This is a genomic window from Marinobacter alexandrii (assembly GCF_005871205.1).
Taxonomy (GTDB): domain Bacteria; phylum Pseudomonadota; class Gammaproteobacteria; order Pseudomonadales; family Oleiphilaceae; genus Marinobacter; species Marinobacter alexandrii.
The window spans coordinates 712658-738796 of sequence record NZ_SWKM01000012.1; the positions used below are offsets into that span (position 1 = coordinate 712658).

Genomic DNA, 26139 nt, shown 5'->3' on the forward strand with positions numbered 1-26139 from the left:
CTGGAGTGCAGGTGTTGTGCGATAGCTCATGGTGTCCAGAAAGCGGCACTGAATCTGTTTAAGCAATCATTTTGGCCTCCCCTGATTCCCTTTACTTCTGGAAACCGGTTCACCTGTTGACTATTGTATGAGAAGTAAAACAAAAAACGCTTCAGTCGAAGTGCACCATCAGAGCTGACTCAGGGGTAACTGTTATGAGTAATATGTCACCCTTACTCTCTGATTGGTTCGACACAACCTTCATGGGACACGGGCATTGCTATCTGTGGCGCTCTGATCTCGTAGTTCTGCACACAGTCTCCGATTCACTCATTGCTGCGTCTTATTTCACCATCCCGGTCGCTTTGTACGTGCTGGTGCACAAGCGTAAAGACCTTGAATACGACTGGATGTTTGTGCTGTTTGCGCTCTTTATCTTTTGCTGTGGCCTGACCCATCTGATGTCGGTCTACAATGTCTGGAATGGGGCTTATTACGTCTCTGGAGGACTCAAGGCGTTAACTGCTTTGGTCTCTCTGCTCACCGCAGCTCTCATTTGGCCCCTCATTCCTAAAGCCATTGCGCTGCCGCGTCCTGCCGAACTGCAGGCAGCAAACCATGAGCTGGAAGCCGAAATTTCCCGCCGGAGTCTCTCCGAGCAAGGCCTCGAAAGGGCCCACGTAGAACTGGAAGGTCGAATTGCAGAGCTGACGCGCACCAAAGTTCGGCTGGAGCAGGAAATTGAGCAACGATCCCGTCTGGAAAGGCGGCAGCAGGAACAGACGCAAGCGTTGAAGCGGTCAAACGAAGAGCTCGAACAATTTGCCTTTATCGCTTCCCATGACCTGCGGGAGCCTCTGCGCAAGTTGATGGCGTTCACTCAGATGCTTATGTCCGGTAAGTACGGAGAGTTTAACGAAAAAGGCGAGCAGTTTGTGCGTTACATTCGAGAAGCTGCGGAGAGGATGGACGCGCTGCTGAACAGCTTGCTGAGTTACAGCCGGATCAGTTCGAGTCGCGAAGATCATGAGGACGTCAATCTTGCACAAATCGTGGATGAGGCCTGTCGGGACTTGCAGCTGCGCATAGAGGAAACCGGCGCGTCGATCCAGGTGGACGATCTGTGCTGGGTGCACGGAGACCCTGCTCAACTAAGGCAACTGATCCAGAATCTATTGAGTAACTCACTGAAATACTTTTCTCCCGGGACTCCACCGGTAATTAGAGTTGGGGCGCACCGAAACGAGGCCACTGGGCGTTGCGACGTTTTCGTGGCTGACAATGGCATCGGATTCGATATGGCGTACGGAGAACAGATCTTCGAAGTGTTCAAGCGTCTGCATGGCAGGGCAGAGTTTGAAGGCACCGGAATGGGTCTTGCTATTTGCCGCAAGATTGTAGAGCGGCATGGTGGGACTATTGCCGCGCAAGGTACGGAAGGAAAGGGTGCGGAGTTCCGGTTTGATTTGCCGCTTGCCGGGGCACTTGGAGGCGGACCATGAAAACTGTTCCGGTATTGATGGCCGATGACGATCCAGTTGATCAGGTATTGACTAAGGAAGCGTTCGAAGAGGCCAGCGCACCCACCCCCCTCTTTTTTGTCAATGACGGGGCCGAATTGATGAAATATCTCCGGCGAGAGCCTCCCTACACCGATGAGTCTCGATATCCAGTGCCTGGCCTGATTCTTCTGGATCTGAACATGCCAAAAAAGGATGGACGAGAGTGTCTCGCAGAAATACGGGTCGACCCTCAGCTAAGGCACTTACCGATAATTGTCATGACCACATCCAGTCGGGAGGAGGAAGTGTTCAGCAGTTATGATCTGGGAGCCAATTCGTACATTACCAAACCGGTGGATTTTGAGAAGCTGGTGATTCAGGTAAAGGCGTTAAGCGCTTACTGGTGTTCAATTGTGGAGCTACCGAGTGGTTAGCACAAAAAACGTCATCCGGGTGCACATCGTAGATGATGATCCCACTGATTTCATTATCCTCGACGAGTTGCTTTTTGGTTCAAAGCGATTCCGGTTCGAAGTCTGTCACCTCAGCACGATCGAGGAAGCGCGTCAGGAATTGCTGGCCCCGGAATGCGATGTCTTCCTGGTCGACTATTTTCTGGGGCGCGAAACGGCACGTGATCTCTTGTTGGAAGCGAGGAAGCTGCACTGCACTATCCCTATTGTAGTTTTGACGGGGGCAAACTCCCCGCAACTCGATGACGAAGTGCTGGAACTGGGAGCTGCAGATTTTTTGCCCAAGGACGAACTGAGTTTGCCCTTGCTGGAGCGAACTATCGGTCACGCGATCCGCCACAAACGCGCGGAGCTTGAGCTGGAACGAATGGTCAAACGAGATCCGTTAACCGGCTTGGGAAATCGACTCTTGTTTGAAGAAATTCTCGAAAGCTCACTGGCGCGCTGTAAACGTTCTGGCAAAAGTCTTGCGGTCCTGTTCATGGATCTTGACCGCTTTAAGGAAATCAATGATTCACTCGGTCATCCGACGGGCGACCTGCTTTTGCTCCTGATATCGGATCGTTTGAAATCCGTGATTCGGGAAGCTGATTTCGTTGCCCGGATTGGCGGTGATGAATTCACCATCCTGATTGAAGAACTTCACAGTGCGAATGATGCGCTGGCAGTGGCCCAGAAGATTGTATCGGCGGTGTCCCACCCCTCGCCAGTTGGTGGGCACGAGCTAAATGTATCGGCCAGCATCGGCTTGGCCATGTATCCCGAAAACGGCGATACACCCATTAAATTGATGCAGAAAGCTGATCTTGCTTTATATGAAGCAAAACGAAGTGGATTGAATAAAGTTCAGTGTTTCACCGCTAATCTTCAGACTCAGTTGGAGAAGCACCTCTACATCGAAAAAGGTTTGCGATACGCACTGGAAAACGATCAGTTTGACTTGCATCTCCAGCCTCAGTGGACGCTGGAGGGCCAGAAAGTAATAGGTTTCGAGGCCTTGTTGCGCTGGCGTTACGGGGCTACGGGTGCGGTATCTCCTGCTGATTTTATTCCTGTTGCCGAGAAAACAGGTTTGATAGTGCCCATCGGTGAATGGGTGATTTCCAAAGCATGCCAGTACCTTAAAGAGTGGCAGTTGTTGGGGATCACCAACTGTCGAATAGCAATCAATGTATCGCCACTGCAATTGAAGGCGGGCAGATTCGTTGACGCCCTTCAGTCTATAGCTTTGGCCGAAGGCGTCGGTGCCGATCTTTTCGAGGTTGAGATAACCGAGGAAAGTTTGCTGGATGGAATTGAGGAGCACGGTCGTGTGTCCACGGAATTGAGCCGGTTACGCGGGCTGGGCATCAAGATAGCCATCGATGATTTTGGAACGGGGTATTCCTCCTTGCGGTATTTGAGGCAATTTCCAGCGGACGTCGTCAAGATCGACAAGAGCTTTGTGTCGTCAGATAAGGAGGAGTTGTCCGAGCCGGCAATATGCAAGGCCATTGTGACCATGGCGGAGTCATTGAGCATGGAGGTGGTCGCTGAGGGCATTGAGACGCCGACTCAACTCCTCGAATTGCAGCAGATCGGATGCCTGTTGGGCCAAGGCTTTCTTGTATCGCGGCCACTGGCCTTTGAGGAAGCGAGCCAGTGGGCATTGGCGGGCCGACCAAGCTCTGGGTAATAAAGGTGCGGCATTGATTGCCAGGGAGGGACAGTGCTTTTTTCGAGGCAAATGATATTGAACGTTTGGTTGATCGCCTCAGGTGAGCATGGTGAAGACTTGGAGGAGGTGCTGCGAATGAACTCACTTGGCCATAACCTAACGGTTCTGGCTAACGAAACTGAGTTTAATCAACGAGCGGAAAATCTTCGGGTAAATTCCAGTGGATTTCCCCATTTGTTGATGTATCTGATTGGCGACAACCCGGCTGCTACCAGGGACTGGCTTAGGCGAGTGAAAGTTTCCGCGGATTTACGGCACGTGCCGGTGATCGTGTTTCACACAGATAGGGCAAGGCCGGATGTCAGGAGTCTTTACGCACTTGGAGCCACATCTGTTATCCGTGTCCCTGTAGGATTTCAGGGTTTGGTTGAGATCATGCGAGTCATTGAGGCTTATTGGTTCAGCGTAACCTTGGTGCCAAAAGGCGGGTCTCGGGGTGGTTCAACCCACGATAAGCATTAGGAAAACATGCCCCTGTTTTTTTTGCACCGGAGCCACCCGCAAGGCGGCGTTAACGGCTCATTCACCTCGCGAATAACCTCCACTCGCAATTTCGATTGCTGTTAGGGGAATCCCCGACTAGTTTTTAGCGCAGACATCTGGTGCGAAGTTGCGCCGATGCGCCGCAAAATTCTTAAAACAGCGACGGAAAACGCGATGAAAAAACTACTGACAGCTTTTGTTGGTTCCATGGCCCTGGCTTCCGCCCCGATGGCGATGTCTGCTGAGGCGAACAAGGAACTGAAAATGGCGTACGACGCCGACCCGGTCACGCTCGACATCCACGAGCAGCTTTCCGGTGGCATGCTTCAGCTTTCTCACATGACCTTCGATCCCCTGCTTCGGTGGACCAAGGATCTGGGCTTTGAAGGCCGTCTGGCTGAAAGCTGGGAACGTGTTGATGAGAACACTATGCGCTTCAAGCTGCGCGAAGGTGTCAAGTTCCACTCAGGCAATGAGCTGACCACCAAAGACGTTCAGTTCACCTTCGATCGCCTGAAGAAGAGCCAGGATTTCAAAGCCATCTTCAAGCCGTTCAGTGAGCTGAAGGTGATTGATGACTACACCTTCGAGCTGATCACCAGCGAGCCGTATCCACTGCTGCTGAACACCGCGACTTACATCTTCCCAATGGACAGTGAGTTTTACAGCGGCAAGACCGACGGTGGTCAGGAAAAGGACGCCATCGTCAAGCACGGCAACTCGTTCGCCTCCAACAACATGTCCGGTACCGGCCCGTTCACCGTGGCCAGTCGTCAGCAGGGCGTACGCGTGGAGTTCGAGCGCTTTGATGACTATTGGGATACCGAGTCGCCGGGTAATGTTGGCAAGATCGTGCTGACACCGATCAAAGAGAACAACACCCGTGTATCTGCGCTGCTGTCCGGCGGTGTTGATTTCGTGGCGCCGGTTCCGCCGACCGATCTCGAGCGTATCCGCAACGACAAGAACTCCGAGCTGGTCACCATGAGCGGTACCCGCATCATCCTGTTCCACATGAACCAGGAGCGGGTTGAAGCGTTCAAGAATCCGAAGGTGCGTCAGGCCATCGCCCACGCCATCAACCAGGAAGGCATTGCGGCCAAGATCATGAAGGGCTTCGCGACGCCGGCCGCCCAGATGTCACCGGAAGGCTACCAGGGCCACAACGCGTCCCTGGAGCCGCGCTTCGACGTTGCCAAGGCCCAGGAGCTGATGAAGGAAGCCGGCTATGAAGACGGTTTCACCATCACCATGATGGCCCCGAACAACCGCTACGTGAACGATGCCAAGATTGCCCAGGCGGTCGCCGCCATGCTGGCACGCATCAACATCACCGTGGACCTGAAGACTCTGCCCAAGGCCCAGTACTGGCCGGAGTACGATAACCGCGCTGCCGACATGATGATGATCGGCTGGCACGCGGATACCGAGGATTCTGCGAACTTTTTCGAGTTCCTGACCTTCTGCCCGGATGCTGACAGTGGTTCCGGCCAATACAACGCTGGCAACTACTGCAACGCCGAGCTCGATGCCCTGGTTGACAAGGCCAACGTTGAAACCGATCTGGATAAGCGTGCGGCCATGTTGCAGGAAGTTGAGCAGCGTCTTTACGACGAAGCTGCCTTTATCCCGCTGCACTGGCAGGACCTGGCCTGGGCCAGCAAGAAGAACGTCCAGATTGAGCCGATCCTGAACGTGATGAATTTCCCGTATATGGGAGACCTGGTCGTTGAGTAATCGCCTCTGAAGGCTGGCCGGCGTCGGAGGTTCCGGCGCCGGCCTTTTATTTGTAGCACGCTTTATTTGAAGCACGCGCTTTTTAAAGCAAACTCCGGAATCTATCCATGTTAGCGTTTTTGGTTCAGCGGATATCCCAAGCAATATTGGTCATGTTTGTGATCAGTGTGATTGCGTTTGCCATCCAGGATGGTCTGGGCGATCCCCTTCAGCAGATGGTTGGTATGTCGGTCTCCGAAGAGGAGCGCGACGCCATCCGGGACGAAATGGGTCTGAACGATCCTTTGGTGGTCCAGTACCTGCGTTTTGCCGGTAATGCCGTTCAGGGTGATCTGGGCATTTCCTACTTTTACGGCAAGCCGACACTGGACGTCATTCTCGAGCACCTGCCAGCAACCCTGGAACTGGCCATTGGCGCCAGTCTGATCATCCTGTTTTTCTCGGTGCCCATAGGCGTCTACGCTGCCATCAGGCCCCAGGCATTACTGTCCAAATTCTTTATGGGGGTCAGCACCGTAGGGATTTCCATCCCGGTCTTCCTGACTGCCATTGTCCTGATTCAGCTGTTCTCCATCGGTGTCACCGTGGACATGTTCCCCGCCGATACCGGCTGGGGCCAGAACCTGAACAGCGCGCTGTCGACCGAAGGCGGTTTGCCGTCCTACGGCCGCGGTGACGAGTTGACGCATCTGTTCGGCACCTGGCACTCCGGGTTCTTTTCCCAGGGCGGCCTGTTGCACCTGATCCTGCCGGCCATTTCCCTGGCCTCCATCATGCTGCCGCTGTTTATCCGGCTGATCCGGGCGGAAATGATGGAAGTGCTGCAGAGCGATTACGTACGCTATGCCCGGGCCAAGGGCCTGCAGCCGGGGCGCATCAACTTCCTGCACGCCCTGAAGAACACCATGCTGCCGGTCATCACCGTTGGCGGTGTCCAGATTGGCACCATGGTGGCGTACACCATCCTCACCGAAACGGTCTTCCAATGGCCGGGTGTCGGGTTGATGTTCCTCGAAGCCATCACCCGCAGTGATATCCCACTGATCGTGGCCTACCTGATGGTGGTGGGACTGATTTTCGTAATTACCAACACCATCGTGGATCTGATCTACGGCCTGGTGAACCCAACGGTAAAACTGACAGGTAAGAAAGCATGACGACGGCGACGATTTCACGCTGGGATCGCTTTCGCGACTCCTTCCTCTGGTACAGCTTCAAGCGCGACAAGATTGCCATTGTGAGCTTTCTGGTGCTGGTGCTGATGGTGGCCGCGGCGGTCTTCGCGCCCTTGCTGGCACCCACCGATCCCTACGATCTGGCACAGATCAACATCATGAACTCGGAGCTGCCGCCGGTGGGCATGAGCGGGGCCGATGCGGCCTTTCCGCTGGGCACCGATGCCCAAGGCCGCGACATGCTGTCCACCATTCTCTACGGCACCCGGGTATCCCTGCTGATCGGCTTTGGTGCGGTGGTGCTACAGGCCGTGCTCGGCATTTTGTTCGGCCTGCTGGCCGGTTACCTGGGTGGCCGGGTGGATTCCATCCTGATGCGCATCGCCGATGTGCAGCTGTCGTTCTCCACCCTGATGGTCGCGATCATTGTCGGCGCGGTGTTCAAGGCCAGCTTCGGCAACCTGATGTTTGGTGAGATCGCCATCTACATGCTGATCTTCATCATCGGCGTGGCCGAGTGGCCGCAGATCGCCCGGACCGTGCGTGCCTCGGTGCTGGCGGAGAAGAAGAAAGAGTATGTCGACGCCGCCAAGGTCATGGGCTTCGGAACCCGGCGCATCATGTTCCGGCACATTCTGCCCAATACCCTGTCGCCGATTTTTGTCATTGCCACGGTGCAGATTGCCAACGCCATCATCTCCGAGGCGGCGCTGTCGTTCCTGGGCCTGGGCATGCCTGAAACCCAGCCGTCGTTGGGCTCGCTGATCAAATCCGGCTTTGATTACATCCAGAGTGGTTCCTGGTGGATCACCCTGATTCCCGGCCTGGTGCTGGTGGTACTCGTGTTGGTCATCAACCTGTTGGGTGACTGGTTGCGGGATGTCATGAATCCACGGCTGTACAAGGGGTAAGTCATGGCACTTCTGGAAGTAAAAGATCTTGATGTTCGCTTTGCCGTGCGCGGCGGCGACCTTACTGCCCTGCGTGGTATCAGTTTCAGCCTGGATAAGGGCGAGCGCCTGGGGTTGGTGGGCGAATCCGGTGCCGGTAAATCTGTGGCGGCGTTCTCCATCCTCAACCTGATTGCCCGCCCCGGCTATATTGCCGGCGGCCAGATTTTGTTCGAGGGCAAAGACCTGGCGGCCATGAGCGAGCGCGAGCTGCGCAAGATTCGCGGCAATCGCATCGCAATGATTTTTCAGGATCCGATGATGACCCTGAACCCGGTGCTGTCGATCGGCACCCAGATGGTGGAGGCTATCAAAGCGCATCGCCGGATCAGTACCAAAGACGCCCGGGCCATTGCCCTGAGCAAGCTCAACAAGGTGCAGATTCCGTCGCCAGAGAAACGCCTGGACCAGTACCCCCACGAGCTGTCCGGTGGCATGCGCCAGCGGGTGATCATTGCCATCGCGCTGTTGCTGGACCCGGAAATCATCATTGCCGACGAGCCCACCACCGCACTGGACGTAACCATTCAGGCGGAAATCATGGCGCTGCTGCTGGAGCTGTGTGAGCAGGACAACGTCGCCCTGATGCTGATCACCCACGATCTCGGTGTGGTGTCCCAGGTCACCCAGCGCATGCTGGTGATGTATTCGGGCCGGATTATCGAGCAGGGCTCAACCCGGGAAATCATCAACGATGCCCAGCACCCGTATACCCAGGGCCTGATCAACGCACTGCCGCAGATGGGCGAGCCGGGTGAACGGCTGTTCCAGATTCCGGGTTCTATGCCGTCCCTGAAAAATGTCCCCACTGGCTGCCCGTTCCATCCACGCTGCAAGTTCGCCACCGAGCAGTGCAAGCGCACCATGCCCGAGTATGTACGGTCGGGGAATGTGGATGTGGCCTGTTACGAAGTCAGTAACCTTATTGAGCAGGAGAAACACATGCAGGAGTCGGAACAATGACCTCACCAACCCCACTGGTCGACATTCGCGGGCTGGAAAAGAGGTTTGACCTGTCCGGCAGCCTGCTGGAACAGATCTCGTTCAAGAATGGCCGTTTCCATCGCAAACAAGAGGCGGTACACGCCATCAACGGTGTGGATCTGCAGGTACAGAAAGGCGAAGCCCTGTGCGTGGTCGGCGAGTCCGGCTGCGGCAAATCCACGGTCGCGCGCACGGTGATGGGCCTGTTATCGCCCAGTGGCGGCGAGATTTACTACGACGGCGAGCGCATCGACAATCTGGACGGCAAGGAGGTGCTTCCTTACCGCCGGAAGATGCAGATGATTTTTCAGAATCCTTATGCCTCTTTGAATCCGCGGATGACCATCCAGCAAACCCTGGAAGAGCCGATCCGTTTTCATCATCCGGACTGGGATGCCGACCGGGTGAAGGAAAAGGTCACTGAAGTGATGCAGTCGGTGGGTATCGACCCGGACTGGGGCAGCCGCTTCGGCCACGAGTTCTCCGGCGGTCAGCGCCAGCGTATCGCCATCGCCCGGGCGCTGGCTGTAGACCCGGAGTTCATCGTGGCGGACGAGCCGATTTCGGCACTGGACGTGTCCATTCAGGCCCAGGTGCTGAACCTGCTGATGGACGCCCAGCAAAAGCGCAACCTGACCTACCTGTTCATCACTCACGACCTGGCCGTGGTGGAGCATTTCGGTACCCGTGTGGCGGTGATGTACCTGGGCCGGGTGTGCGAACTGGCGGATACCAAGACGTTGTTCAGCACCCCGCGGCACCCATACACCCAGGCACTGTTGTCGGCCATTCCCAAACTGGAGGATGACCGGCCCAACCACATCCGCCTGCAGGGTGAAGTGCCGACACCGGTGAACCTGCCGTCGGGCTGTGTTTTCCATGGTCGCTGCCCTTACGCCAACGAGCGTTGCCGGCAGGAAATTCCGCAGCTGATCGCCACCGACGAAGGTGCTCAGGTGGCTTGCCACGCGGTGGAGGAAGGGCGCTTGTAACAGGGGTGCCGGGATAAGCTATGATGCCCGTCATACTCTATCGCCCCGCCCGGTGACCTCATGGAAGTACGCTGGTTAGAAGACTTTATGGCGTTGGCCCGAACGCGCCATTTCTCACGTGCTGCCGAGTTGCAGCACGTGAGCCAGCCTACGTTCAGCCGACGCATCAAACTCCTCGAAGAAGCCATGGGCGCAACGCTGATCAATCGCCAGACGTTGCCGCTATCGCTGACGCCGGCAGGGGAGGCGTTTGTCGAGTTGTGTGAGCGGGTGACCCGGGACGTTCGCGACACCCGTGACCGGATCCACGATCTGGAGGCGGAGGCCTCAGCCCGCGTCAGTGTTGGCTCTACCCAGGGCCTGTTCTCCCACTTCTATCAGCAGTGGGCCCAGAAAGTGGGGCTTGCCGAACGCCTGCAACTGAATTTGAAGGCCACCAACTGGGTTGGCGAACAGTTCCTGGATGCCCTGGATAACGGTGAATGTGATCTGGTGCTGTGCTATTGGCATCGGGACCTGCCCTGGGGTGAACGGCTCGACTCGAAACGTTATGAATTCATCACCCTGGCCCGGGAATCCCTGGTGCCGGTGAGTGTGGCGGATGAAACCGGCCAGCCCAGGTATCTGCTGCCCGGCAGCACCGAACAGCCGGTGCCGTTGATTGCCTACCATCCGCGCGGGTTTCTGCAATCAGCGATTGAGGCGCACCTGAGCCGCAGCAAAGTCTCGGCTAACCTGCTGCCGCTGAATGAGAATACGCAATCCGCCAGTATCAAGGCCTTGGTCAAGCAAGGTTTCGGTATGGGCTGGCTGCCCCAACGTATGACTGAAAAGAGCGAGCAGTTCGGCAGTCTGGCGCGAGCCGGTGGCGACCAGTGGGATGTGCCCCTGGAAATCCGTTTGATCCGGTTGCGCGAACCCCGTTCCGACGACCTCCTAATCCTTTGGACAACCCTGGAAAGCCAACATGCCTGAGACCGAGTTTCTGTCCCTTCAGACTGATCACATCCAGATCCTGCAGCAACGCTACGAGCAGGCCCTGAAGGCACACGGATACGACAGCCTGCTGATCAGCTCCGGTGCCGCACCCATGCGCTACGGCGACGATCAGTCCTGGCAGTTCCAGGGCTATGGCCCGTTCCTGCACTGGACTGGCCTGGCGGGCCAGGAGCACAGTTGGTTACTGATTCGTCCGGGCCGGACTCCCTTGTTATGGCTGTACCAGCCGGTCGACTTCTGGCACGCCAACCTGGAATTGCCGGATGAACCCTGGCAGCAGGCCATGGAGGTACGGTTCAGTGACAGCCGGGGCGCGCCGTCCATGGAAAAGTCGGGCAAATTGGCGGTGATCGGCGATCCTGCCGGACTGGCGGACGTTCTCGGAGAGCACAACCCGGCACCGTTGCTGGCGGCCCTGGACGAAACCCGGGTGCACAAGACCGCCTACGAAATTGCCTGTCTCGCCCGCGCCAACGAGATAGCCGTACGCGGACACCGGGCCGCCCGGGATGCGTTCCTGGCCGGTGGCAGCGAGTTCGAGATCAGCCTGGCTTACCAGCAGGCTACCGGGCAGCGCGAAGCCGAAGCGCCTTACCACAGTATCATCGGGGTTAACGAACACGCCGGCACTCTGCATTACCAGTATTACGACACCCAGGCGCCAGAGCGTCCCCGCAGCCTGTTGATCGACGCCGGCGTGCGCTTCCGGGGCTACTGCTCTGACATCACGCGAACCACGCCGGCACCCGGTGAACGCCGATTTGCGGCCCTGGTACAGGGATTGGAGCAGCTGCAGAATCGCTTGTGCGAGATGGTCGCGCCGGGTGTGGAGTACGCGGCGATCCACCGCAAGACTCACCAGGGTATCGCCGCGCTGTTGAGCGCGGCTGGCCTGGTGTCCGGACTGGACGACGAGGCCTTGGTAGAGCAGGGTGTCACTCGCGCCTTCTTTCCCCACGGCATTGGCCATTTCCTGGGGATACAGGTGCACGATGTCGCTGGCAAGCTTGAGCCATCCCCTGCTGATGCGCCGTTCCTGCGCCTGACCCGCACCCTTGAGGAAGGCATGGTGGTGACCATTGAGCCTGGTCTGTACATTATTTCTTCATTGCTCGACCCGGTGTTGAACGGGCCGCTTGGGAAGCACTTCGATCATGAGGTGATTGATGATTTACGGGGCTGTGGTGGCATCCGCATTGAGGATAACGTGGTGGTGACCGCAGACGGTGCCCGTAACCTGACCCGCGAGATGGGTGGCTGATACATCCAGTTGCACAAATTTAATGCGATGGGGTTGTAATTCTAGACGCAAATAACAATAATTATCACTCACTTTATTGTCGTCAGTGAGAGAGCCCTATGTACGTGTGCCTTTGTCACGGTGTCACCGACCGAGAAATCCGCGAAGCTGCCGAGAATGGCGTCACTTCCATGCGCCAGCTGGGCAAGGAAATGGGTGTCGGCACCCAGTGTGGCCGCTGCGCCTCAACCGCGCGTGAGATCCTGAGAGAAGCGGCAACCCCGGACTACCTGTCGCTGGCCAACCTGTTGGCTCAACCGGCCTAGGCATTACTGAAGACTACCCGCTCTCACTGGAGCCGACCGCCCTGGCCGGCTTTGTTGCAATAGATTCCCGCCTGCAATTTTTTATTACCGCATAACCGGCTATCCTAAGAAAACATACACATCCGTCATCAAGGAGTCCGGTCATGAAAGGCGACAAGAAAGTTATCCAATACCTGAACAAAGTGCTGTGCAACGAACTCACCGCCATCAACCAGTACTTTCTGCACTCGCGCATGTACAAGGACTGGGGCATCACCAAGCTCGCGGATAAGGAATACGAAGAATCCATTGATGAGATGAAGCATGCCGATCAGCTGATCGAACGCATTCTTTTCCTCCAGGGGCTGCCGAACCTGCAGGACCTCAACAAGCTGTTGATCGGTGAGAACGTTGAGGAAATGATTGCTTGCGATCTAAAAATCGAACACACCGCCCACGTGGATCTGAAAGAAGCGATCGCTTACTGCGAACAGATTCAGGATTATGGCAGCCGACAGTTATTCCGTAGCATCCTCGACAGCGAAGAAGAGCACATCGACTGGCTGGAAACCCAGCAAGAGCTGATCTCCCAGATGGGCATTCAGAACTACATTCAGTTGCAATCCTCTGCAGCGGAGTAAAACCTGACAATGGACCTGTCCTGTTTTAAAGCCTATGACCTGCGTGGCCGGGTGCCGGATCAACTGAACCCGGCCCTGGCAGAGCGCATCGGACGTGCCTATGTGGAAATCACCGGCGCAAAGAAAGTGATCGTCGGGTACGACATCCGCCTGTCCAGTCCCGACATCGCTGAAGCCCTGAGTTCCGGTCTGATGGCGGCCGGCGCCGACGTCTTCGACATTGGCCTGTGTGGTACCGAGTTGGTGTATTTCGCCACCAGCCATTACAACATGGACGGTGGCATCATGGTCACCGCCAGCCACAACCCGAAAGACCACAACGGCATGAAAATGGTCGGGCCGCAGTCGCGCCCGATCAGCTCCGACAACGGCTTGAACGACATCCGTGATCGCGTACTTGCGCCGTTCACCGATGCCCCCACCCAGGGCCGTTACGAGCCATTGGAAGTAATGAGTGCCTACATCGACCACCTGCTGGGTTACGTGGACGCCACCTCCCTCAAACCCATGACCATCGTGGTCAACGCCGGCAACGGCGGGGCAGGGCTGGTGATCGACGAGCTGGAGCAGCACCTGCCGTTCGAATTCGTTAAAGTGCACCACCAGCCGGATGGCCACTTCCCCAACGGCGTACCCAACCCGATCCTGCCAGAAAACCGCACGGCAACGGCCGGCGCCGTCATCGCCGAAGGCGCCGCCATGGGCATTGCCTGGGATGGCGATTACGACCGCTGTTTCTTCTTCGACGAGAACGGCCGGTTCATCGAGGGCTACTACATCGTCGGCTTGCTGGCCGACCAGTTTCTGCGCAAGACCGGCGGTGGCAAAGTCATCCACGACCCACGCCTGACCTGGAACACCCTGGACCTGGTGGCGGCGGCCGGCGGCGAAGCCATCGAAAGCAAGACTGGTCATGCCTTCATCAAGCAGCGCATGCGCGATGAGGACGCGGTCTACGGCGGCGAAATGAGCGCGCACCACTACTTCCGCGACTTCGCCTACTGCGACAGCGGCATGATTCCCTGGCTGTTAATCGCCGAGCGTCTGTGCCAGTCCGGCCAGACCCTGTCCTCGTTGATCGATGCCCGCATCGAAGCCTACCCGGCCAGCGGCGAAATCAACCGCACCATCGCCGATCCCCCGAAGGTGATCGCCGCTATCGAAGCCAAGTACAGTGTTGGCGCGAAAAGCGTCAGCCACGTGGACGGTGTCAGCATTGAATTCGACGACTGGCGCTTCAACCTGCGGATGTCGAACACCGAACCGGTGGTGAGACTGAACGTGGAATCGCGGGCGGATATCCCGCTGATGGAAGCAAAGACCGAAGAGTTACTGGCGGAAATGGAAAGGCTGAATCAGTAAGACTTTCCTCGTAGCCGCGGGGAGAGCAGGCAGGATGATGTGGCTGAAACTGTGCGGAGCCAAGGATGGCGGAGCTCAAGCGCCACATGGATGTGCTTGAGCGGGTTTCAGCCACATCATCCTGACTGATCGACCTTCTCCCGTTTGCGGGGAGTGCTTCAGAGCCAGTCGTTCAGCATAATCCCAATACCAAACCGCTCCGTCCGCTCGTTGTAGTCGATCAGACTCTCCCCGTACCCGTTGTAGTACTGGAAAAAGCCCTTCACCGTATCGCCCATCGGGAAACTGTACCCGAACTCCACCGACGTCTTGTTATTCGACCTCAGGTTATTCATCAGATTCAGTGAAAACGTGCGATCTTCCGTCAGCTTGTACACTGCCGTGTAATTGGCGTGGCCCAGATAGCGCTGGATATCTTCATTGTCGTCCTCGTCACCGTCCGGAATCCGATACCAGGGCTGCACGATGAACAGCCAGCGGTCGTAGCTGTAGGCAGCAGATGCGGTAATCCGGTTCCAGCTCCGGGAGCGGGGTTCTGACTGACCATTGGACTGATGATTAAGGCCGAGCGTAACCGCGTTCAGAGTGCCCTTGCCGATCTTGAAGTCAGTCTGATAGCGCAGGAAAATCTCGGGCTCATAATTGGTCTCCCGGAACGGCGCAGAATCGTCCCGATTGTACACCTGCCAGAACGATTTCTGGGTGTAGCCAAACCACATAGTGGTGCGGTCATCCAGCATGCCGGTGAGCAGAGGCACCTTAAAGCTGATCTGGTATTTGGCCTCTTCCCGCTCCAGGTCGTAATCGTAATCCGAGGCGCCCAGGCGCGGACTCGTCGGATTGGAATTGGGATCTTTCACCCAGGTTAGCGGCAGAATATAGGTAGGCCGGTAACCGACAAAACTTCCGGAGAACGAGAACACCGCCTTCTCCGCAGCAATGTAGCGGTCGACAATGGTGGTCATCACGCCTTCATTGCTGTCGCCATCCCCAGCCATGTCCTTCACTGCGGTTTCCCGGGAGGGTAGGGTCTTGTCGGCCTCCTGCTCAACCTGTTTGACCTTTTCCGGCTCGGCATCCTGCCGGGCCTTACCCGGGTCCAGAACCCGGTCGTAACAGGCCAGTCGGCGCACCCCGTTCTCGATCAGCGCGCATTCTTCCGCGGTGAGCGGCTTAGGTTGGGCGTTGTTGTCCCCGGAATCAGCGCCCTCGGCACTGGCGGTGCCGGCAACCAGGACCAGACCAAAAGCCGTAAAAGCAGAAAGGTGTGCACGCATGATGGAGTCCTTAACTGGCGTTCAGACTGAACCAGGTATTGGCAATGCCGTATACCCAGACACCAATCAGGGTTACCGCCAGCAAAGAGAAAATGACCTTGTGGCGAAAACGGTTGGCAGTATCGGCAGCCGCTACCCAGCGCAAGTACATCAGCCCGATGAAACTGAGAAACACACCCAGGCTTGCCAGGGCGGGTATCAGCAGCCAAGCAGCGTTCAATGTGCCGCCGTCACCGGTGTGGCTTGAGAACCAGCCCATGGAGGCGAGCAGAATGGCCAGGGCGGCGAATTCGGCGATCAGTAAGGGCTTGCGCAACGGGTGGCGTGAAGGAGTGTCGGGCTGGGACATGGAACGATTCCTGAAATCCTGAGTTAAAAGCGTCACTATGGTAGCCGGAATGCCGGCAAAACGCTGTTTGATTTACGAAATGGCAATGAAAGCGGTTGAATTCAGGCAAGGATTCTGCAGTTTGGTTTTTTTGCCCGGGCTCAGTCGCTATAATGCGGACACCAAAGATTATAACGCTCTAATGCGAGGTGCATTGTGAAGATGAAGAGAGTCCTGGCCGTCGTGCTGCTTGGTTTCGGCCTTACCGCCGGTGCCGTGATGGCAAATGTTGAAGATGAAATTCGCTCACGCATCGCGCCGGTTGGCGAAGTGTGCATGCAGGGTGACGAGTGCGGTGCCGCTGCTGCGCCTACCCAGACTGCCAGCTCTGGCCCTCGCCCTGGCCCGGAAGTGTATGACGCCGTGTGCATGGCCTGTCACAACACCGGTGCCGCCGGTGCACCCAAGAAGGGTGATGCCGCAGCCTGGGCTCCTCGCATCGACAAGGGCATGGAAACCCTGATCAGCCACGCGGTGAATGGCTTTAATGCCATGCCGGCGAAAGGTGGCTGCGCGAGTTGCCCGGATGAAGAAATCGCCAACGCGGTCGAGTATATGGTGTCAGAGAGCAAGTAAGCTACCGTTAGGTAGAAATGAAAAGCCCCCCGCATTGCGGGGGCTTTTTTGTGCAGTATCGAAAAATTGGTAGTTTTACGGGAAGGTCTTGAAGGTCAGTTCGCCCACTATGTGGTGAACCGAGGTCGACTCTGATCCTGACCCCAGTTTGACCGGAATACGCCACTGGGCAAATTCCCCGGCGTCGCCGTGGGCGTCCTGCAGGGCATTCAGCCGTGGGTCGAGCCAGCCAAAACTGCCGGAATTGGACACGATCACCCAGGTGCCGGTTTCCGATGCGGCATCAGCCACACCCTGAGGTGCGCTTGGCAGTGCCTGCCAGCTGGCGCTGCCAGTGTATGCCTCGACCCGGTTCTGACTGAATCTCAGGAACGCCTCGCCATCGGTGCCGAGAATGGTAATCGGCTCCTCGCCCCGGTAGCTGAGCATAACACCAGGCCTGGGGGCGTCCAGGATGAGGGTGCTGAGTCCGGGAATACCCGGCTGCTCGGTGATGCTGGCCTTAACCACACCAGACGGAATGTTGTCTGCGTCAGGCGCGCCATGCGCCCCTGCCAGTCCGGAGACTGACAGGGACACCAGGCCGAACAGCACCAGAGTGGCTGAAGTGCCGGTTCTGGATGGTTCGAAGTTCATAAAGCCAAGCCCTCTCGTTACAGGATGTCGACCGTGGACTCGATAACGCCGTCAATAGTCACGGTGTTATCGGCAACCTGTGTCGGTGCCATGCACTCGAGACCATGGTTGACCACGGTGATCGGGGCAGAAACTGAGGGAACCCGACCTTCCGGTGTGTCCTTGCTCACGAACAGCATGTACTCACCCGCTGGCACCACATTGTGGTTGTCCGGCATCCGCAGAGTCATCTTGTTGCCCTTGGTCTTCTCGATAACCAGTTCAACAGCGCGCTGGTCGCCATCGATCAGGTGCGTCATCACCGTGCGGCGAATCAGCATGGCCTTGTCGATGTTATCAGCATCATCCTCGAGCTTGATCCGGAAACGATCACCCACGGTCAGGCTGCGCGGTGCGCGCTTGATTTCCGGGCGGTCGTTGCGCATTGCGTACGGCGGCGTGTAGATCTCAAAGCTGGGATCACGGCCGTCATAGGGTGCCAGTCCGAAATCTTCCAGATTGATGAACGACAGGTAAGCGGTGTTGATCGGCGAGTGACCTGCAATCATCACCCGGCCATCGTCCATCAGGACCGCGGTGTTGTGGTAGGTGCGCGACTGGTTGGCCATGGCCATCTCAGTCCAGGTGCCGGTTGCCGGATCGAACCGCTCGGCGGTCCGGATCGGGCCTTCCAGGCCAGGCGCGGCAACACCGTCGCGGTCACCACCGCTAAATACCATGACGCTGCCATCCGGCATCAGTACGTTGGTGCCGTACCAGCGTGGTTGGTTCAGTGGCCCGGTCAGGCGCGACTCGTAGTCAATCTGGTCGCCGTTGGTGCTGATGGTATCGACCCGGCTTTGGGCGATGGGGAAGTAGCCGCCCGGGTTGGTGAGCAGGCCATAGCTGGGCACGCCACCGGCGGTCAGCAGTTCCACGTCGGTGTATTCACCGTTCGCGTTCGGTTTCAGAGGTAGCATGGTGGACGAGGTGGAACCTCGCATGCCGCCGGCAATGGCCATCTGAAGATTCTCCTCAGAGGCAGTTACCGTGACGCTGGTTTCGCGCAGATCGGACGGACTCCGTACCACACCGCCCAACAACTCAGCGGCCTGTTCCAGGGAACCGTTGGTGATGTTCAGGGTGCTATTCAACTGGCCTAAACCATTCTCATCCAGACGCAGGGGCAGACCGGCGTAGCCGATGTCGTTCCAACGCTGGGTTTCCGGGTTGTAGCTGGCCACGATGTTCCACAGAGCCTGATCGTAACCCTGTCCGAACGGGTTAAAGGCTTGGCCGCCGGCGTTATACAGCACATGGCCGTTCGGCAGCAGATGCATACGGGGGTACAACGGCAGCGACCGGTCCGCGGTGGATGGGTTTACCCGCCACTCACCGGCACAGGGGTTATAGGTTTCGGTCTGTACCACATTGCGACCGCTGTTCATTGGGTCTTCAGGGTACACCGGCTTGATCAGTTTGGTGACACCGCTGGCTACAAAAACGTTGCCGTTACCCATGGTCACAAGTGAGGGATACCAACGGCCGTAGGTCATGTCACCGCTTTGAGTCCAAGTGTTGGATTCTTCGTCGTAGATTCGTGAGTTTTTGATGCCTTCCAGTTCCACTACACCGAGGGGTAGGCCGTCAATTCCAGGCTCGGAATAGTAATCCGTGCCGCCAACTGCGAGTACGTTGCCGTTGGCCAGGCCAATAACGTCGGAGCAGAACAGCGCGCCATCGTTTTTATCGGTGTTATCGGCCGTATCGATGACGCCATCCAGAGGGGTGTCGTTCAGTAAAGTTTCGCTGTCATTACCGTCCGGGTTGGCACCGGCGCGGAGCGGGGCGGGCTTGATCCAGTTCGGCGTGTCGTTCTCGTCCAGAGCCAGTACGCGGGTCTGGTCATTGATGGAGACTTCGCCAAACTCCCCGACAATGGAGGTTTCGACGTTTTCCGTGCCTTCAAGAGCGTTCAGATACAGAATCCGGCCGTCTTTCAGCAGGGCCATGGTGCCGGCAGCGGGTTTGCACTCCAGCTCGCCGTCGGCATTTTCGACGCACTTCTCGTCAGTCGTGACGGTCTCTCCGTCGACGACGATGGTGGGCTCGGCAAATGGCGATCCAAATCGGCCCTGCTCAGTGTACTCGGGTTTGAAAACCGGGGTTGTTTGTAAAGCGCCATCCAAGGCATTGTCTGAGTCAGAACCATCCAGATCTGCATGAATACTACCGGCGGCTACTAACAGCAGCGAGCCGGTGATTGCGGAAAAACGCCTGTGGAAACGGGACATTACGCCCTCCTGGTTTGTTGTTTTCGTCACGTGGGGAAAAAGTTCCCCATAGACTCAACGTGCCGGGAGGCGAGATAGTTGCACCGGTGTGTTGTCAGTTCAGGCCCCGAGATCTCCAAGCAGGGCACTGAGGGTGGCTTTGCCTTTTTTCTGGTTTGCCTCGACGTCGAGATCGCCTTGGCCTTCCCATTTCAGGTCTTCTTCCGGAAGCTCATCAAGGAACCGGCTGGGAATGGTTTCGATTTTTTCCCCGTACTGCCTGCGTGCGGCAGCGTAAGTCAGGGTCAGGGTTTCCCGGGCCCGGGTAATGCCAACGTACATCAGCCGACGCTCTTCTTCGATGTTGCCTTCCTCGATGCTGCTCCGGTGCGGCAGAATTTCCTCTTCCAGCCCCATGATAAAAACATGGGGGAATTCCAGGCCCTTGGAAGCGTGCAGGGTCAGCAACTGGACCTTGTCGCTGTCGTCGTCCTCCTCCCGCTGTTCCATCATGTCGCGCAGGATCAGCTTGGTGATGGCGTCTTCGATGCCCAGTTCATCGGCGGTGCCTTTGCCGTCATCAAGCATGCGCTGGATCGACTCCACCAGGTACCAGATGTTTTCCATCCGGCGCTCAGCCTGTTTCGGCGTGCCAGAGTGTTGGTGCAGCCACTCCTCGTACTCGATGTCGGTGAACAGCTGCTTGATCACCGGAATCGGGTCTTCACCGTGCAGGCGCTCGCAGGTGGCGTCGACCCAGTGGGCAAAACGGCGCAGCCGGTCCAGGCCTTTTTCGGTGACGTGGGTTTCTGCGCCCATGTCGCCCAGGGACTTGAACAGGCTGACGTTGCGAGCTCTGGCATAGTGGCTCAATTGTTCAAGGGTGCGCGGGCCGATTTCCCGGCGCGGCACGTTGACCACCCGGAGAAAGGCGGCGTCATCGTCCGGGTTGATCAGCAGGCGAAGGTAGGACATCGCGTCCTTGATCTCGTTCTTGGAGAAAAACGACTGCCCGCCGGAGATCCGGTAAGGAATCTGGTAGGCCTGCAGTTTCATCTCCAGCAGGCGGGCCTGATGGTTGCCGCGATAGAGAACGGCAAAATCCCGGAATTCCAGCCCCTTCTTCAGCTTCTGATCGAGTATCTCAGTGGCGACCCGCTCGGTCTCTGCATCTTCGCTGCGGCAGCGGACGATCCGAATTTCATCACCGATGGTGTGATCACTCCACAGCGCTTTCTCGAACACGTGCGGGTTGTTGGCGATGACCGTGTTGGCACTGCGCAGGATGCGGCCGGTAGAGCGATAATTCTGCTCCAGCTTGACGATTTTCAGGCTGGGGAAGTCTTCCTTTAGCTGTTCCAGGTTTTCCGGTCGTGCTCCGCGCCAGGCATAGATTGACTGGTCGTCGTCACCCACCACGGTAAATGCGGCCCGTTCTGCTACCAACAATTTGACCAGCTCGTACTGGCAGACGTTGGTGTCCTGGTACTCATCCACCAGCATGTAGCGGATCTTGCGGCGCCATTTCGCCAGCACTTCCGGGTTGCTGCGGAACAGTTGTACCGGCAACAGGATTAAATCGTCAAAATCAACGGCGTTGTAGGCTTTTAAATATTCGTTATACTTCTTATAAATCAGCGCAATACGCTGTTCCCGTTCGTCCGCTGCCTTGCTCAGGGCCTCGCTGGGGCTGCGCAGGGCGTTCTTCCAGGATGAGATGGTCATCTGAACGTCGTTCAGCTCGTCACCGGCATCGGTGCTGCCTTCGTGCAGCATCAGGTCCTGGAGCAGGGCCTTGGCGTCTTCGGCGTCGAAGATCGAGAAACCGGGGTAGTAACCCAGGTGCGTGTGCTCTTCCCGGATCATGTTCAGACCCAGATTGTGAAAGGTGGAGACGATCAGGCCCCGGGTGAGCTTGCGGTCGACGATGCGGCCGACCCGCTCTTTCATTTCCCGGGCGGCCTTGTTGGTGAAAGTCACGGCGGCAATGTGCCTGCCGGGAATGCCCAGTTGTTCAATCAGATAGGCGATCTTCCGGGTGATAACACTGGTTTTGCCACTGCCGGCGCCAGCCAGAACCAGCAGAGGGCCGTCGGCGTAGCGTACCGCTTCACTTTGTCTCGGGTTGAGCTTGTTCACAAATAAGGAGCCAGAATTGGACGAAAGGGGACGGTCGGACGTTTGGTGTATTCTACACCAGCAGGACTTTCTGTACCTTGGCCGTGTATCGTCTATTCTACATGGGACGGATTCGGACGCTCACGCAACCATGGATTTTGCTTAATGACGCTTCCCCTGGAAATGATACGGCGAAGTCAGCTGCGGCTGTTGCTCCTCATTCCTGACTATTCCGACTATCTGTGGCTGCACGACTACCTGTCCCGGGATCGGGAATTTGAACCTGACGTCATCTGGTGCCCGGACCTGATTGATTGTGACGACCTGATTCACAACGCCAGCTTTGACGTCATTATCTGGGACTGCGTATTTCACGGCGGCTCCGAATCAGCCTTCCTCCAGTATCTGGCCGTCGCCAGCAACGAAAAGCCGGTACTGGCGCTGAGTGCCGAGCCAGCTGACGAACGTGCGCCGGAACTGCTGGCGGCCGGGGCGGACGATTACCTCTGCCGGCAGACCCTGGATCACTGGAACCTGTGCCGAACGGTCAAGAGCCTCTGGTATCGTGGTCAGCTTTCTGAATCGGTACACACCCAGCTTGGAAGTGCGGTTGCTACCGGCTTTATCAACCGGGATCTGTTCTTTGACCGGTTGCAACAATCGTTGTTACGGGCCGAGCGGGGCGAGTATCGCTTGGCGTTACTGCACCTGAATATCGACGATTTCCGCAGCATCAACGAATCCTTCGGCTATCAGAATGGCGACCAGTTGATGCTGAAGCTAGCCGAACGGCTGCGCCATACCCTCCGACGGGTGGATTCGCTGATGCGCGTCGGTGGAGATGAATTGGCCATTATTGTCGAAAAGGTCGAGAATTCTCTCGATGTTGCGCACATTATCCGGAAAGTGGTCGGCGCCCTGGATGAACCCATCACCGTGGGTGGCCAGGTCATTGGTTTGAGCGCCAGCGTTGGCGTGGCAACGTTCCCCGAGTCCGGTGACAGCGCTGAGAACCTGCTGCGGCGGGCCAATCGCGCCACGTTCGAAGCCAAGCGGGAGCCGGGCACCAGCTACCGGTTCTATGACCATCACCTGCACATCTCCGCTGGCCACCAGCTTCGGCTGGAGGGTGATCTGCGCAATGCGCTGCGCGGCCGGGAGCTGGAGCTGTATTACCAACCCCGAATCGATCTGGCCACCGAGGAAGTGCGTGGTGTTGAGTGCCTGCTGCGTTGGAACCATCCGGAGCGAGGCCTGGTCGGGCCCGACGAGTTCATACCGGTGGCGGAGCGCAGTGGCCTGATTGTGCCGATCGGCTACTGGGTGATCGAGCAGGCCTGCCAACGGCTCAGGGAGTCTGCGGATCTTGGTTTCCCGGGGCTGGTGTTTGCAGTGAACCTGTCGTTCCGTCAGTTCCACGACCGCAAGATGACCGAGACCATTTTCCGGATCATCTTCAATGCCAATGTCGATACCAGCCTGCTGGAGCTGGAACTCACGGAAAGTGCCATGATGCACGATCTGGACTACGCAAAGCGCTGCCTGCGCGAACTCAATCAACTGGGCATCAGCTTCGCATTGGACGATTTCGGTACCGGGTTCTCCTCGCTCAGCAACCTCCAGCACCTGCCCATTTCCCTGGTGAAAATCGACAAGTCATTCATACAGGAGCTGGGCCATTCGGCGGACGCTGAACACATTATTCGCGCCATTATCAGCCTGGCTCACAGCCTACAGATCAGTGTGGTTGCCGAGGGTGTCGAGACCGAGGGTCAGCTAGAGTTCCTGCGCGACCAGCACTGCGATGAGATTCAGGGTTATTATTACGCCCGGCCCATGCCATGGAAAGACCTGGTGCAATTCCTGCGCAACCGCGGACAGGCCGCTTGCCTGCAACGATAAGCCGCTGTACCTTTCCTCTTTTAATCCGACACAGATCCCATCGAGCAGAGGTTGCATGAACAGTATTTCCAGGCGCATCGCCGACGAACTCGGCGTTCGTGAGCAACAGGTCAATGCCACCGTCGAATTGCTCGACGAGGGTGCAACCGTTCCGTTTATTGCCCGATACCGTAAAGAGGTTACCGGCTCGCTGGACGACAGCCAGCTGCGTAACCTGGAAGAGCGGCTGCGCTATCTGCGCGAGCTTGAAGATCGGCGGAGCACCATCCTCAATAGTATTGACGAGCAGGGCAAACTGACCGACGAGCTGCGCGCCAGTATCGACGGCGCCGACACCAAGAATCGCCTGGAAGATTTGTACCTGCCGTACAAGCCCAAACGTCGCACCAAGGCCCAGATTGCCCGTGAGGCAGGTTTGGAGCCACTGGCCGACGCCTTGCTGGACGACCCCACGCTGGAGCCGGAGGCCGCTGCCCAGGGCTATCTCAATAAAGAAGCCGGTATTGAAGACGCCAAGGGCGCGCTGGACGGCGCCCGCTACATCCTCATGGAACGCTTTGCCGAGGATGCCGAGCTGCTGGGCAGTCTGCGTGACTTCATTTGGCAGGAAGGCCAGCTGAAGGTGTCGGTGATCGAGGGCAAGGAAACCGAGGGCGCCAAGTTCCGGGACTACTTTGACCACGTCGAGCCGCTCAAGAAGGTGCCGTCGCACCGGGCTCTCGCCATTCTGCGCGGCCGTAATGAAGGTATCCTGGCGTTCACCATTGCGGTTGGAGATGCCGAGGATGACCGCAAGCAGCCGCATCCGGCCGAGCAGCGCATTGCCGCCCACTGGAACCTCCGGGATTGCGGGCGGGCGGCCGACAAATGGTTGTCGGAGGTGGTGCGCTGGACCTGGCGGGTAAAGTTGTCCACCCAGATCGAAACCGACCTGATGGCCCAGGTGCGTGAGGCAGCGGAATCCGAGGCGATCAACGTCTTTGCTGCCAACCTGAAAGACCTGCTGTTGTTGGCGCCGGCCGGTTCGCGTCCAACCCTGGGGCTGGACCCCGGGCTTCGGACCGGGGTGAAAGTGGCGGTGATCGATGGCACTAGCCAGGTGGTGGGCCATGGCGCGATTTACCCCCATGCCCCCAAGAACCAGTGGGACCCGTCCATTGAGCAGCTGGCTCGCTGGTGTCGTGACTACAAGATTGAGCTGGTGGCTATCGGCAACGGCACAGCATCCCGGGAAACCGAGAAGCTGGTGGCGGACCTGTGCAAGCGCTACCCGGAACTGAAGCTGGCGCGCATCGTGGTCAGCGAGTCCGGGGCCTCTATCTATTCCGCTTCGGAATTCGCTTCCCGCGAGCTGCCGGATCTGGACGTTACCATTCGCGGTGCCGTGTCCATCGCCCGTCGCCTGCAGGATCCGCTGGCCGAGCTGGTGAAGATCGAGCCCAAGTCCATCGGCGTAGGCCAGTACCAGCACGACGTGTCCCAGGTGCAGCTGTCCCGCAGCCTGGATGCCGTGGTGGAAGACTGCGTAAACGGCGTGGGTGTCGACCTGAACACCGCCTCGGTGCCCCTGCTGGCGCGGGTGTCAGGCCTGAACCAGAGCATTGCCCAGAACATTGTTGATTTCCGCAGCCAGAATGGTCTGTTCAACAACCGTAAGCAGCTCCTGAAGGTATCCCGTCTGGGCGACCGTACGTTTGAGCAGGCGGCTGGTTTCCTGCGTATTGCCAGTGGCGACAATCCCCTGGACCGCTCGTCGGTGCACCCGGAAGCCTATGGCGTGGTTGAGGCGATTGCCGCCAAGAATCAACGCAAGGTCGAAGACATTGTGGGTGATTCGTCGTTCCTGCGGGGTCTGAATCCGAAGGATTACGTAACAGAACAGTTCGGGTTACCGACTATCAAAGACATCATCTCCGAGCTTGAAAAGCCGGGTCGGGATCCGCGCCCGGAATTCCGCTTCGCCAGTTTCGAGGAAGGCGTGGAAACCCTGAGTGACCTGAAGCCGGGCATGGTGCTGGAAGGCTCGGTGACCAACGTTACCAACTTCGGTGCGTTCGTGGACATTGGCGTTCATCAGGACGGGCTGGTACACATTTCTGCGCTGTCCCATACTTTCGTGAAGGACCCGCGGGAAGTGGTGAAGGCCGGGGATATCGTCAAGGTCAAGGTGATGGACGTGGATATCCCCCGCAAGCGAATTGCCCTGTCTATGCGCATGGACGATCAGCCAGGTGAGAAGAATGACGGTAAGCCAGCCGGCGGCGGGCGTGCCCGTGCCGAACAGAAGGGCGGCGGCCGGAATTCACGCCAGAGCGGCAGCGGTCAGAAACAACAGCAGGGCGCCATGGCGGGCGCACTGGCCCAGGCCCTGGCCTCGGCTCGCAAAGGATAGCCGTTAACCGGTTTTTTGTCTTTTCATCGATTGGCGCGGTTCACGAGACTGCGCCGGTC

At 57.6% G+C, this 26139-nt stretch carries 21 protein-coding genes; 16 read left to right on the plus strand and 5 right to left on the minus strand.

What is annotated here, in order from left to right:
* The first annotated feature begins 194 nt into the window (after positions 1 to 194).
* The 13 genes from FCS96_RS10240 to FCS96_RS10300 all read left to right on the plus strand — a co-directional run bounded on the left by FCS96_RS10240 (position 195) and on the right by FCS96_RS10300 (position 14539).
* The gene (locus FCS96_RS10240) at positions 195 to 1481 is read left to right on the plus strand and encodes a sensor histidine kinase (RefSeq protein ID WP_138440241.1); all 1287 of its coding nucleotides are present in this window, start codon (positions 195 to 197) and stop codon (positions 1479 to 1481) included.
* A complete protein-coding gene (locus tag FCS96_RS10245) occupies positions 1478 to 1915 on the plus strand; it encodes a response regulator (RefSeq protein ID WP_138440242.1) in 438 nt (145 codons plus the stop codon). The genes FCS96_RS10240 and FCS96_RS10245 overlap by 4 nt, the downstream gene beginning before the upstream one ends.
* Complete coding sequence (locus tag FCS96_RS10250) at positions 1908 to 3629, plus strand: putative bifunctional diguanylate cyclase/phosphodiesterase (protein WP_138440243.1); 1722 nt, start codon at positions 1908 to 1910, stop codon at positions 3627 to 3629. The genes FCS96_RS10245 and FCS96_RS10250 overlap by 8 nt, the downstream gene beginning before the upstream one ends.
* Before the next feature lie 699 nt (positions 3630 to 4328).
* The gene (locus FCS96_RS10255; RefSeq protein ID WP_138440244.1) at positions 4329 to 5891 is read left to right on the plus strand and encodes an ABC transporter substrate-binding protein; all 1563 of its coding nucleotides are present in this window, start codon (positions 4329 to 4331) and stop codon (positions 5889 to 5891) included.
* Between the two features lie 107 nt (positions 5892 to 5998).
* Positions 5999 to 7048: an ABC transporter permease gene (locus tag FCS96_RS10260; protein ID WP_138440245.1), complete on the plus strand. Its 1050-nt coding sequence runs from the start codon at positions 5999 to 6001 to the stop codon at positions 7046 to 7048.
* A complete protein-coding gene (locus FCS96_RS10265) occupies positions 7045 to 7977 on the plus strand; it encodes an ABC transporter permease (protein ID WP_138440246.1) in 933 nt (310 codons plus the stop codon). The genes FCS96_RS10260 and FCS96_RS10265 overlap by 4 nt, the downstream gene beginning before the upstream one ends.
* 3 nt (positions 7978 to 7980) lie before the next feature.
* The gene (locus FCS96_RS10270; RefSeq protein WP_138440247.1) at positions 7981 to 8979 is read left to right on the plus strand and encodes an ABC transporter ATP-binding protein; all 999 of its coding nucleotides are present in this window, start codon (positions 7981 to 7983) and stop codon (positions 8977 to 8979) included.
* Positions 8976 to 9992, plus strand: coding sequence for an ABC transporter ATP-binding protein (locus tag FCS96_RS10275; protein WP_138440248.1), 1017 nt, complete (start codon positions 8976 to 8978; stop codon positions 9990 to 9992). Before FCS96_RS10270 ends, FCS96_RS10275 begins: the two co-directional genes overlap by 4 nt.
* 60 nt (positions 9993 to 10052) lie before the next feature.
* On the plus strand, positions 10053 to 10967 hold the full coding sequence (locus tag FCS96_RS10280) for a LysR family transcriptional regulator (protein ID WP_138440249.1): 915 nt from the start codon (positions 10053 to 10055) through the stop codon (positions 10965 to 10967).
* A complete protein-coding gene (pepQ, locus tag FCS96_RS10285; RefSeq protein ID WP_138440250.1) occupies positions 10960 to 12252 on the plus strand; it encodes a Xaa-Pro dipeptidase in 1293 nt (430 codons plus the stop codon). The genes FCS96_RS10280 and pepQ overlap by 8 nt, the downstream gene beginning before the upstream one ends.
* Positions 12253 to 12350: 98 nt before the next feature.
* Entirely contained in the window at positions 12351 to 12557 is a 207-nt protein-coding gene (locus FCS96_RS10290) for a bacterioferritin-associated ferredoxin (protein ID WP_041340786.1), read from the plus strand.
* Between the two features lie 143 nt (positions 12558 to 12700).
* Positions 12701 to 13177 carry a bacterioferritin gene (gene bfr / locus FCS96_RS10295; protein ID WP_138440251.1) on the plus strand — a complete coding sequence of 159 codons (477 nt, stop codon included), beginning with the start codon at positions 12701 to 12703 and terminating at the stop codon, positions 13175 to 13177.
* 9 nt (positions 13178 to 13186) lie between these two features.
* Positions 13187 to 14539: a phosphohexomutase domain-containing protein gene (locus tag FCS96_RS10300; protein WP_138440252.1), complete on the plus strand. Its 1353-nt coding sequence runs from the start codon at positions 13187 to 13189 to the stop codon at positions 14537 to 14539.
* A gap of 158 nt (positions 14540 to 14697) precedes the next feature.
* Here FCS96_RS10300 and FCS96_RS10305 read toward each other — a convergent pair whose 3' ends face one another.
* Complete coding sequence (locus FCS96_RS10305; protein ID WP_138440253.1) at positions 14698 to 15816, minus strand: phospholipase A; 1119 nt, start codon at positions 15814 to 15816, stop codon at positions 14698 to 14700.
* A 10-nt stretch (positions 15817 to 15826) separates the two neighbouring features.
* Positions 15827 to 16165 (minus strand): hypothetical protein, encoded by a 339-nt coding sequence (locus FCS96_RS10310; protein ID WP_138440254.1) that lies wholly within the window; start codon positions 16163 to 16165, stop codon positions 15827 to 15829.
* Positions 16166 to 16366: 201 nt separating this feature from the next.
* Here FCS96_RS10310 and FCS96_RS10315 point away from each other — a divergent pair, with 201 nt between their 5' ends.
* Positions 16367 to 16780 carry a c-type cytochrome gene (locus tag FCS96_RS10315; protein ID WP_138440255.1) on the plus strand — a complete coding sequence of 138 codons (414 nt, stop codon included), beginning with the start codon at positions 16367 to 16369 and terminating at the stop codon, positions 16778 to 16780.
* 75 nt (positions 16781 to 16855) lie between these two features.
* On the opposite strand, the gene FCS96_RS10320 is transcribed toward FCS96_RS10315, so the two are convergent.
* The 3 genes from FCS96_RS10320 to rep form a co-directional block, all read right to left on the minus strand.
* Entirely contained in the window at positions 16856 to 17416 is a 561-nt protein-coding gene (locus FCS96_RS10320; protein ID WP_138440256.1) for a hypothetical protein, read from the minus strand.
* Positions 17417 to 17433: 17 nt separating this feature from the next.
* Positions 17434 to 19689, minus strand: coding sequence for a galactose oxidase-like domain-containing protein (locus FCS96_RS10325; protein ID WP_138440257.1), 2256 nt, complete (start codon positions 19687 to 19689; stop codon positions 17434 to 17436).
* 99 nt (positions 19690 to 19788) lie between these two features.
* Positions 19789 to 21807 carry a DNA helicase Rep gene (gene rep, locus FCS96_RS10330; RefSeq protein ID WP_138440258.1) on the minus strand — a complete coding sequence of 673 codons (2019 nt, stop codon included), beginning with the start codon at positions 21805 to 21807 and terminating at the stop codon, positions 19789 to 19791.
* A 144-nt stretch (positions 21808 to 21951) separates the two neighbouring features.
* Between rep and FCS96_RS10335 the strand changes: the two genes are divergently transcribed.
* Positions 21952 to 23688 (plus strand): putative bifunctional diguanylate cyclase/phosphodiesterase, encoded by a 1737-nt coding sequence (locus FCS96_RS10335; RefSeq protein ID WP_138440259.1) that lies wholly within the window; start codon positions 21952 to 21954, stop codon positions 23686 to 23688.
* A 55-nt stretch (positions 23689 to 23743) separates the two neighbouring features.
* On the plus strand, positions 23744 to 26080 hold the full coding sequence (locus FCS96_RS10340; protein ID WP_138440260.1) for a Tex family protein: 2337 nt from the start codon (positions 23744 to 23746) through the stop codon (positions 26078 to 26080).
* Positions 26081 to 26139: the final 59 nt, after the last annotated feature.

Bases quoted from the DNA above. Each gene is read 5' to 3' on its own strand.
- FCS96_RS10240 (WP_138440241.1), top strand. From the start codon at position 195: ATGAGTAATATGTCACCCTTACTCTCTGATTGGTTCGACACAACCTTC.
- FCS96_RS10245 (WP_138440242.1), top strand. From the start codon at position 1,478: ATGAAAACTGTTCCGGTATTGATGGCCGATGACGATCCAGTTGATCAG.
- FCS96_RS10255 (WP_138440244.1), top strand. From the start codon at position 4,329: ATGAAAAAACTACTGACAGCTTTTGTTGGTTCCATGGCCCTGGCTTCC.
- FCS96_RS10260 (WP_138440245.1), top strand. From the start codon at position 5,999: ATGTTAGCGTTTTTGGTTCAGCGGATATCCCAAGCAATATTGGTCATG.
- FCS96_RS10265 (WP_138440246.1), top strand. From the start codon at position 7,045: ATGACGACGGCGACGATTTCACGCTGGGATCGCTTTCGCGACTCCTTC.
- FCS96_RS10270 (WP_138440247.1), top strand. From the start codon at position 7,981: ATGGCACTTCTGGAAGTAAAAGATCTTGATGTTCGCTTTGCCGTGCGC.
- FCS96_RS10275 (WP_138440248.1), top strand. From the start codon at position 8,976: ATGACCTCACCAACCCCACTGGTCGACATTCGCGGGCTGGAAAAGAGG.
- FCS96_RS10280 (WP_138440249.1), top strand. From the start codon at position 10,053: ATGGAAGTACGCTGGTTAGAAGACTTTATGGCGTTGGCCCGAACGCGC.
- pepQ (WP_138440250.1), top strand. From the start codon at position 10,960: ATGCCTGAGACCGAGTTTCTGTCCCTTCAGACTGATCACATCCAGATC.
- FCS96_RS10290 (WP_041340786.1), top strand. From the start codon at position 12,351: ATGTACGTGTGCCTTTGTCACGGTGTCACCGACCGAGAAATCCGCGAA.
- bfr (WP_138440251.1), top strand. From the start codon at position 12,701: ATGAAAGGCGACAAGAAAGTTATCCAATACCTGAACAAAGTGCTGTGC.
- FCS96_RS10300 (WP_138440252.1), top strand. From the start codon at position 13,187: ATGGACCTGTCCTGTTTTAAAGCCTATGACCTGCGTGGCCGGGTGCCG.
- FCS96_RS10305 (WP_138440253.1), bottom strand. From the start codon at position 15,816: ATGCGTGCACACCTTTCTGCTTTTACGGCTTTTGGTCTGGTCCTGGTT.
- FCS96_RS10310 (WP_138440254.1), bottom strand. From the start codon at position 16,165: ATGTCCCAGCCCGACACTCCTTCACGCCACCCGTTGCGCAAGCCCTTA.
- FCS96_RS10315 (WP_138440255.1), top strand. From the start codon at position 16,367: ATGAAGAGAGTCCTGGCCGTCGTGCTGCTTGGTTTCGGCCTTACCGCC.
- FCS96_RS10320 (WP_138440256.1), bottom strand. From the start codon at position 17,416: ATGAACTTCGAACCATCCAGAACCGGCACTTCAGCCACTCTGGTGCTG.
- FCS96_RS10325 (WP_138440257.1), bottom strand. From the start codon at position 19,689: ATGTCCCGTTTCCACAGGCGTTTTTCCGCAATCACCGGCTCGCTGCTG.
- FCS96_RS10335 (WP_138440259.1), top strand. From the start codon at position 21,952: ATGACGCTTCCCCTGGAAATGATACGGCGAAGTCAGCTGCGGCTGTTG.
- FCS96_RS10340 (WP_138440260.1), top strand. From the start codon at position 23,744: ATGAACAGTATTTCCAGGCGCATCGCCGACGAACTCGGCGTTCGTGAG.